Annotated in this window: 6 protein-coding genes and 1 pseudogene; 5 read left to right on the plus strand and 2 right to left on the minus strand. The window is 40.6% G+C overall.

Annotated elements, in window-relative coordinates; translation table 11 throughout:
- The first annotated feature begins 630 nt into the window (after positions 1-630).
- The 3 genes and pseudogenes from BIT28_RS15815 to BIT28_RS15825 form a co-directional block, all read left to right on the plus strand.
- Positions 631-1,716: a quinone oxidoreductase family protein gene (locus BIT28_RS15815; RefSeq protein ID WP_075765427.1), complete on the plus strand. Its 1,086-nt coding sequence runs from the start codon at positions 631-633 to the stop codon at positions 1,714-1,716.
- A gap of 216 nt (positions 1,717-1,932) precedes the next feature.
- A pseudogene (locus BIT28_RS29985) lies at positions 1,933-2,244 on the plus strand (IS1-like element transposase); the annotation flags it as partial.
- A 63-nt stretch (positions 2,245-2,307) separates the two neighbouring features.
- On the plus strand, positions 2,308-2,981 hold a 674-nt coding region (locus BIT28_RS15825; RefSeq protein ID WP_139310480.1), incomplete at its 3' end, for an IS6 family transposase.
- 172 nt (positions 2,982-3,153) lie between these two features.
- Here BIT28_RS15825 and BIT28_RS15830 read toward each other — a convergent pair.
- On the minus strand, positions 3,154-5,349 hold the full coding sequence (locus BIT28_RS15830) for an EAL domain-containing protein (protein WP_075765429.1): 2,196 nt from the start codon (positions 5,347-5,349) through the stop codon (positions 3,154-3,156).
- 18 nt (positions 5,350-5,367) lie between these two features.
- The gene (locus tag BIT28_RS15835; RefSeq protein WP_075765432.1) at positions 5,368-6,330 is read right to left on the minus strand and encodes a phosphate/phosphite/phosphonate ABC transporter substrate-binding protein; all 963 of its coding nucleotides are present in this window, start codon (positions 6,328-6,330) and stop codon (positions 5,368-5,370) included.
- A gap of 1,131 nt (positions 6,331-7,461) precedes the next feature.
- Here BIT28_RS15835 and BIT28_RS29335 point away from each other — a divergent pair.
- Positions 7,462-7,563, plus strand: a complete 102-nt coding sequence (locus BIT28_RS29335) for a DUF4113 domain-containing protein (RefSeq protein ID WP_425439639.1) — start codon at positions 7,462-7,464, stop codon at positions 7,561-7,563.
- A gap of 231 nt (positions 7,564-7,794) precedes the next feature.
- Entirely contained in the window at positions 7,795-8,145 is a 351-nt protein-coding gene (locus BIT28_RS15845; protein WP_075765434.1) for a hypothetical protein, read from the plus strand.
- The last annotated feature ends 114 nt before the right edge of the window (positions 8,146-8,259 follow it).

The raw sequence follows: 8,259 nt of genomic DNA on the forward strand, positions 1-8,259 counted from the left end.
AGTATGATCTCGGAAGGAAAATGACGGCCGATGAATGTGATGGTCATGATGTTGGAAGTGATGAATGTTGATGAAGATCATTACCTACGACTTCAGTTTGCGACAAAACCGTCCATTGCTAGTGCTCAAGAATGAGGGGTATCGTTCCGGACCTAGCTACTGGAATCATTTAAAGTAGAAAGGATAGCAACGGTGGAAGCAGATTTATTTTTCTTGTTAAACTAATGTTTTGGTTTTCATATAAAGTCCCATCGGTTTATTACAACTTTCGTTTAATCTTCATTTTATATTTCACACCTTAATTTTTAGTTAACTATCGATTCATGTGAAATTAAGGTTGTGAATGATATAAAACAAAAATAATGAATTATCCCTCACAAAAAGAATGTTCATTAAGGATATAAGCCTTGGACAACCAAAGTTACAATTTGTTTTACTTGGCTGATAGTTCAATCTATTGATTTTACAAAACTTACTTATTATTACCTGTCCTGAACCTGTATGGACAAAGGCGTTCTATAAAAAATAAGTTAATTGATAATTTATTTTAAAAGTTTTTGTGAACTTTTAATAAATAAAAGTATCAAAAATCCATGCATGACCATTACATAAATCAAAAAGGCCTAAAATATGCAAACAATGAAAGCTGTTAGAATAAATGAATGTGGAAGCTACGAGGTTCTTCAGTATGGTGACCACCCAATGCCAAAATTTGGAGAACACGATATTTTAGTCAAAGTAATGTCAACAGCAGTCTCCGGTTGGGATATAAAATACCGCAACGGTGATTTATTAAAAAAATTTGAAGATAAAAGTTTACCCGGCCGTAAAGCTTATCCTCTACCGCAACAACCAGGGCGAGAAGCAGCTGGCGAAGTTATTGCTATTGGAAGCCAAGTATCTCAATTCTCTGTTGGTGATCGCGTTCTAGGCTTAGTTCACCCAGAAAAACCAGGTGATATCAATGCTATTAGGGGGTTAGGAAACTTATCTGAGGGCCTAGATTATCCTGGCCATGCTATGAAAGGGGGGAACGCGCAATTTATTGCTCGACCTGAAAACTATTGGATGCGAATCCCCGACAGTGTTAGTTATAAAGATGCGGCCGCAGGATCTTGGTCATATCCAACCAGCCATCGTATTGTTGTGGATCGTTGCAGTGTAAAAGTGGGTGAGTATGTCTTCGTTACTGGAGCTTCTGGCGGTATGGGCTATGCGACCTTACAATGGGCAAAATTAGCTGGAGCTTCTGTCATTACAACTAGCCGTGATGCCGATAAACGTAAAGTGTTGTTAGAACAAGGAGCTGATCTTGTGATAGATCCAAATAATCCTGAGCAAGCTCGAAATGAGATCATGGAGTTTACTCACCAACAAGGAGTTGAGCATGCCATTGAATATACAGGAAACACAACGTTGCAACAATTGGCGTACGACGTTCTACGTTTAGGTGGAAATTTATGCCCTGTCGGTGGGGATGTCACTTCAAGCGGTCTTCCATGGGGAATTATGGACTTGGTCGCAAAAGAAATGACCATCTTAGGCATTCGAGGCTCTCGTTTAAATGATCAGCGTGTTTACCTTGAGATGCTTGCAAATGGAAAAATTTCACCAGCTATCGCAACGACCCTCCCATTAAGTGAGGTTCAATCGGCACATAAACTGGTAGAAGAGCATAAAGTGGTTGGAAAAGTGATGTTGGATCCGTGGTTATAAATCACCTCCACACATAATAGAAATAACGTCACTCCCAAAATAATCAAGACAGAGCATTTTAACAAGAAAGGTTAAAGTGCTCTTCAACCTCAATTCAGTTGTTTATCCCGTTTAAAATCTCTGCCTGTTAGGCTTTGTTGCAAAAAATTCGGTCATGATGCCAATTTGGTGATTTTAACTATAGTTTAGTTATTTGTCGAGTTCTCGGGTGATCTTATGGCGACACTAGAAGTCCCTTGCCGTTACTGTCTGTTCTCGGACCAAACCAGTTCGAAAACATGGGACTGGAGCGAATAAAGCACAACGCTATCGCTGCCTTGATTGCCGAAAGGCATTCCAGCTTGATTACACCTGCAATGCCTATCATCCTGGAGTGAAAGAACAAATTGTCGATATGGCCATGAACAACGCTGGGCTACGTGATACGGCAAGGGTGCTTAAAGTTGGGTTTAATACCGTGCTGAGAACACTAAAAAACTCCAACCGAGGCAAGTAACTTCAGTTCCATTCGATAATGCTGAGATTGAGGGTTTTGTCGCAAACGGAAGTAGTAGGTTATGATCTTCATCAACATTCATCACTTCCAACATCATGACCATCACATTCATCGGCCGTCATTTTCCTTCCGAGATCATACTGCAGTCAGTACGTTACTATCTTTCCTACAAGCTGAGCTACCGTGAAATTGAAGAGATACTGACAGAACGTGGCATCATTGTTGACCACTCAACATTGAACCGGTGGGTCATCAAATATGCGCCATTACTGGAGCACCGAGCGCGCAGAATAAAGAAGCCGGTGGCTTCCTCGTGGCGGATGGACGAAACCTATATCAACGTCAAAGGTCAGTGGAAATATTACTACCGAGCCGTTGATAAATATGGTGATGTGATTGATTTTCTACTGCGTGATAAGCGAGATGAAAAGGCAGCAAGAACCGGCCAACATGGGCTACCAGAGAAAGTGGTTATAGATGGCAGTCATTCCAATGCATTAGCACTGCACAATATCAACATTGATCTTTGGCAGAATGGCCTGATGTTCAACCTCATTGAAGTTCTTCAAGTGAAATACCTGAACAATATTGTCGAGCAAAGCCACCGCAGAGTGAAAGGGAAAATGAACCAGGCACTTGGTTGGAAATCTGATGAAGGCGCAAAGTCCACATTAGCCGGAATAGAACTGTGGTCGATGATTAAAAACAGACAGCTCGACAACCCTGAAGGTTTATCTGTTTGGGATGAGTTCTACGCGCTTGCAGCCTANGGTCGATGATTAAAAACAGACAGCTCGACAACCCTGAAGGTTTATCTGTTTGGGATGAGTTCTACGCGCTTGCAGCCTAATTGCATCTGGAAATCAGTGCATTTGTACTTCGGCATAATTTTGCGACACAACCAAAAATATTATTAATCTCAATGCTTATGAATCCCCATTTTAGGAACTAGCATAAGAATCAAGTTCTTTCATGTAAATTTCATTATTTGGAGTTTCTTGTAACGACGTCCCTCGCAATTTTTGCTCCAGATCTCCTGCGGGCATAGGCTTTGCGAACAAATAGCCTTGCCCATAATCACATTTCGCGTCTGATAAGAATGATGACTGTGTCGTTGTTTCGATACCTTCAGCAACAACTTTGATACCAAGCTGATGAGCCATAGATATTATCGCTGAGCATAGGGTTCGATCATTTGAGTCATTGTCAATATCGGATACAAAGCTGCGATCAATTTTCAAACCATCAATATTGAACTCACGCAAATAGCCTAATGAAGAATAACCTGTACCAAAATCATCGAGCCATACCTCGATGCCTATATTTCGAAGGCTATCTAATGTTTCCTTCGCACTGTTTTTGTCTGACATTAGGGCAGTTTCGGTAACTTCAACGTGTAAACGTGAAGCGTCTAGGTCATATCTTTTAAGCTGTTGCCGAAGTATGTTGAAAACCTTACCACCATAAAGTTGCTTTGGTGAGAGGTTAAGTGCAACGTGAAAATCAGGATGCAGCGCATGCGAATTCCAATTTTGTATATCTCGACATGCCTGCTGAACAATCCACTCACCTAGTGGATTAATAATGCCAGTAGCTTCTGCAATAGGAATAAACTTTGCGGGTGAAATACTTCCTTTACTTGGATGCGTCCAACGTAACAAAGCTTCAACTCCAACTATGTTACCAGTTATCAGGTCTAACTTTGGTTGATAGAAAAGCTGAAATTGGGAGAAATCCATAATTGCCGAACGAAGCTCTCGCTCCATAAGCCCTCTGCTCAACACTTGTCGTTCCATTTCATAGTTGAACTGGCAAAAGTTTCCTTTCCCATTAGACTTCGCGGTATACATCGCGATATCTGCATTCTTTACTAAGTCTTCAGCTGCGCTTCCTGAGTCAGGATATAAAGCGATACCTACACTTGCCCCTACGACAACGAATTCGCCTGAACCTCTAAGATATATCGGTTTTTTAAAGACATTAACAATTTCTGAAGCAAATTTAGATACAGGATCGAGGCTACTAACGCCAGATAAACAGATTAAAAACTCATCACCACCAGCTCTAGCTATTAAGCTATTAAGCTTACTTAATTTATGGCTGGTTTGAGTTTTAATACCACGTAGTATGCTGGCCGCTTCACAAAGAAGCTCATCGCCAGCTTGATGGCCAAGGTTATCATTTATCCGTTTAAATTCGTCCAAATCGATAAAGAACACGGCGAGGGCCTCATCCGACTCGTTGGTCGAGTTAATCTGACTATCGAGAAACTTGATGAATTGAGTGCGATTTGGTAACTCAGTTAACGGATCGTTATAGGCAAGAAATTCAATTGCATCACTACGTTCTTTAAGACTTGTACTCATTTCATCGAATGCCGCTGCCAATTCACCCAGCTCATCGTTCCGATGAATATTATTGGAGACTTGGTACTCCCCCTTACTTATTCGTCTTGAGTGCCATAGTAGCTTAGTTATTGGGTTAACTAATGTTCTTGCTATTAAAATCGAAAGGAACAAGCTAACCAAGCACATAACTATAGTCACTATAGCCGTCAATGTTGTGTTGTATTTTCTGCTTAAACGATTGATATCATTAACAATAGATTTATTATCTTCTATATCTTTTTGAATTGCTTTAAGTGAATATGTCATAACCACGCCACCTAGCAATTTCTTATTCATCGTTAGAGGACGTGCAATAGTTAATTCTGAACTTCCAGCCTTGGAGAATGCCTGTTTATTTTCTAGCACGGCTTCTTCAACTAACGGCATATCTAGCGGTATACCGTAGTCATAATCTGGCTCCTTCCCAGTGTGTATAACCAGGCCAGTAGTGTCAAATACCTTTATTGCTATTACCGATTCGATTTTCAAGGCAGGTTCTAACAGAGAACGAATCGTTTCAATATCGTAAAAATACATCGGATTTAAAAGCGCTTCGGACAAATAAGAAACCGTTTGCTCCGCTTGGCTCCGTGCGTGCGCAACAAATCTTTCTGATATATTGTCTGAAGTTTTAACCAAAATCTCATCGTCATAGTAAGAAGAAATAAGTAACTGTGAAAAGGTCAGGAAGCCCATAGTTAAAATGACCATAAGCATATTCCCCATTACTAATTTACTTTTTAACTTCATCGTATATGGTTCTTATAGCTAGCGTATCAAATTCTTATCCACTAAAGCCTTTCTCTCTCCAGCCCAGTGTATACTTTGTTCGATGTCAGAAGTGATCGCATCAAACTTTTTCGTTTTTTTGTAGGCAGTCAAGGCTTGCTTTCCTTGCTCACTTTGATGAGCAGATAGCAATAGCATCAAGATGTCTTGTTTTAACTCAGCTGGCATATTGGGGCGTACCAACATCAGTGAGCGGGGGATAGGTTGGCTTGTATAAATGATTTGAAGTTGGCGCTGAACCTGTTCTGGTATCTCTTTTTCCCAATCAAGGTTGCTAAAAGCCGCCGCAGCGACAATACTTCTTTGAACCCAGCTCATCATATTCTTTTCGCCTCCTGATTTCGAAAGTTCATCCGAAAAAAAGTAACCAATTTTACCTTCGGGTGGTAATTCTCGCGGGGAGGTTACTTCATAGAGTTCATACCCCTGCTCCAATAAAATTGCAGCAGGAATGAGATAAGCACTTGTTGACCCTCGATCCTCAAAGGCTATATTTTTATTACGCAAATCATCAAACGAATCAACGTCATGATTTAATTTAGAAAAGAAAATAGATGAATATTCAGCCACTCCACTTTTCCAGCGTCTTGCAAGCAGTTGTGCGCCTGCGTTTTGAACAAGATCATGTGCCGCAAATACAGTTTCTGAAACAAGGTCTATCTGACCATTTTTAATCCAGCGAGTCATCTGACGGACGTCTTTTGCTACCACGACCAGCGCGTTGGTTATTTTATGTTGCTGAAGGTTTTTGGCTAAATAGTCTGCAATGGGCTGCGTTCGTTTGAAGGCTTTTTTGGGGTTAGTGCTAATAACGCCTACAACTAACGTTTCTTCACGTAAGATGTTACTGTTATGGACGCTTGCTGAAACTGTAAATAATGAGCTAAATAGTAAAGCTACAATTAAAATTATTAATCTATAAGCACTATGATTGTAACGCATATTCGAATCCAGCCAACTCTTTATTAAGATGTTTTTTTAACAAGCCTTATACATCCTAAGCATAAAAATATCAAAGTTTTATTAGTTATTCGTGACTTAAGCTGCCAAATGTAACCCTTGGTGCTTATGGTAAAAGAAAAATATCACTCCGATACGCAGTGGGGGGAGGGGCATGTTGGCACCTTGTAAAATATTAGGGTAAATAAACTACTTATGATGTCCTATTGGAACGAGTGTTCCTGTAAACTTGAAGCTATCTACCAAGACAATGGCTTTGGTGTGGTGTAAATGAATAGGTATTCTATATCTAGTTTAGAGAAAGTTTGTTGCGCAACGGGAGAAATTGGGAGTTTCCGAACATCACCGACTGAAAGCTTGATATAAGGAAATAAGGCAAATATGCTGGTGCGATCTGCCGATGAGTATTTACGTTAACTCGGTTTGGGGCAAAACCAACTTGGGCGATCTGGCCTAAATCAACCCATCGATAATCTCTGGTATCCCAAAACGACAATCGGCAACTCAATGTGAGATGCCGACCGTGCAAGCTTTTGGACATTAGCTTCCATCTCCGAACCATGGTGTCGATTAATCTTATGCAGTATTCACGACAAAGTATGCGTTATCCTAGCCATCCACGAATCGCTTTTGCTCCATTCCTTGTTGACGTAATAACTCGGGTGGAAAATCAGTGCCACTGAAATCACCTGGAGTTTTTCTTACGTAGGCTGCTGTCATAGTGCAGTGCTCGAAACTCCCAGAGGCAAGTTAACTGAAAGGTTCCATTGATTTGGTCAATAACGCCCGTTTAGACTACTTCAGTTTTCAGGGAGAGGGTCAACTTAATCTCCTTCCCACAAAATGCAACTGGCTTCTCTTGGGTCACTATTTAAAGCGCAGTCATTCCTACGTTCATTAAGTACTCTCTGTGTTATATCACTTGATACCCATTCATCATTACTGATGTAGTGAGTATTTGCGCAAGATGTTACCCCTAAACATAGAGCCAGAACGCAGCATAAGACTCTCAAGTATTTCATTTTATTACTTTCCTCAGAAAATAGTTAATTATAATAACTCCAATCTTTTCAGCAATACACGAATAGTCTTTGAAATTCTGAAATACAAAAAGTGGCAGCGCAGGGAACTGAACAAAAATGGGCTATGCGAAGAAAATTGCTAACCCCGCAATATACTACCCAGTGGGCAGACATACCCAGCATCAAATGTTGATGTGCACCCGGTCAAAACCACTTTCAACATCGTACAAGGAATTGCAGTACTGCAAATCCTTGTACGACTCCAGATGAGTGACGGTGTTCGAGCAATACGAGCCAGGGCTAGTGTTCATCGAATTCCGGTGCTCATCCGGCATGAGCAGCGCGTCATAAATTTTCGTTAAAACTAGACATATTGAACTTAATGGGTGCTATATCTAAGAAACAAATATGAAGGAAGTTCACCATGAAATTCTATAAGGTAAAAGTAACTGTCGAATCAGAAATTGAACTAGGAATACAGGCTGAAGACGAGATTTCGGCGCACCAGGAAGCTAGAAAAATAGCGCTCGACAAATATTCCGGTAAATCGCGGGTATCGCAGATCGAATTAACCCTTAATAGTGATTCGGAATTTCAAGTCGGGTCGAAGGTTCGTCACAAAATTTTTGGCGTGGGAATTATAAATAATCTTATTGCCGTTAATAATTGTGGAGGTGAATCTGGTTGGAGAGCAACAATAGAGTTTGAGGATAAGGGTGAAAAAGATATTGTAATACTACCCGGGACAAAGTTTTTGGAGCCATTAAGTGTTTAGCAAACCAATTAACTACGTGCTTGTGATGCCGGGTGTCTAGTCCTAAAATAGGTTGACGCTTTTTTTATGAAGCCAGTAGGTACTCCCTGCTGGCTTTTTCATGCACCTCACTCG

This window comes from Photobacterium proteolyticum, from assembly GCF_001939735.1.
GTDB classification, from domain to species: Bacteria; Pseudomonadota; Gammaproteobacteria; order Enterobacterales; family Vibrionaceae; genus Photobacterium; species Photobacterium proteolyticum.

Coding starts and splice junctions, on each gene's coding strand:
- BIT28_RS15845 (WP_075765434.1), top strand. CDS start 7,795: ATGAAATTCTATAAGGTAAAAGTAACTGTCGAATCAGAAATTGAACTA.
- BIT28_RS15835 (WP_075765432.1), bottom strand. CDS start 6,330: ATGCGTTACAATCATAGTGCTTATAGATTAATAATTTTAATTGTAGCT.
- BIT28_RS15815 (WP_075765427.1), top strand. CDS start 631: ATGCAAACAATGAAAGCTGTTAGAATAAATGAATGTGGAAGCTACGAG.
- BIT28_RS15830 (WP_075765429.1), bottom strand. CDS start 5,349: ATGAAGTTAAAAAGTAAATTAGTAATGGGGAATATGCTTATGGTCATT.